Here is a 529-nt window from a genome sequence, read left to right as displayed (position 1 = left end):
GCAAGAAGGGCGGCGCTGCTTGCGACCGCCATGGGAATCGGGCTCAGCACGGCCATGGAGTGCCTGCAGCAGTTCAATCCGGCGCGGGTCGCTTCGCTGGTCGACATCGCGATGAATGGGCTGGGCAGCGCCATGGGCGCCCTGCTGGCCGGCACCATGCTGCGGCATACGCTGTCGGGTGCGTTGGCGCTGGCATGGCGAGACCGCTGGTTCCGGCACGGCGCGCTGGCCAATACCGGGCTGGTGATTGTCGGCCTGTGGCTGCTGTCGCAGACCAGCCCGCTGGTGCCGACCCTGGATATAAGCCATCTACGGCGCGCCCTGTCCGGCCTATGGCATGCGCTGCGCGACCCGCGGCTCATCGTCATGTCGCAATTGCTGACCTATGCCTGCCTGCTTACCAGCATGGCTGCGATGTTCCTGCTGCTGGCCCGCCCCGGCAAGCCGGCATTGCGGCTGTTTGCGCTCACGCTCCTGGCGCTGCTGATGTCCAAGGCGCTCATCGTCGGCCGGGTGCTGTCGCTGGAGG

Annotated in this window: 1 protein-coding gene; it reads left to right on the top strand. The window is 67.7% G+C overall.

The genetic code is table 11. From position 1 onward, the window contains the following. The coding region (locus tag JK635_RS29055) for a hypothetical protein (RefSeq protein WP_202655591.1) at window positions 1–529 on the top strand (529 nt) is incomplete at both ends.

The sequence above is a fragment of the Neobacillus paridis genome (assembly GCF_016765675.1).
GTDB lineage: Bacteria > Bacillota > Bacilli > Bacillales > Cytobacillaceae > Neobacillus > Neobacillus paridis.
This window is presented reverse-complemented; position numbering and strand designations above follow the sequence as displayed.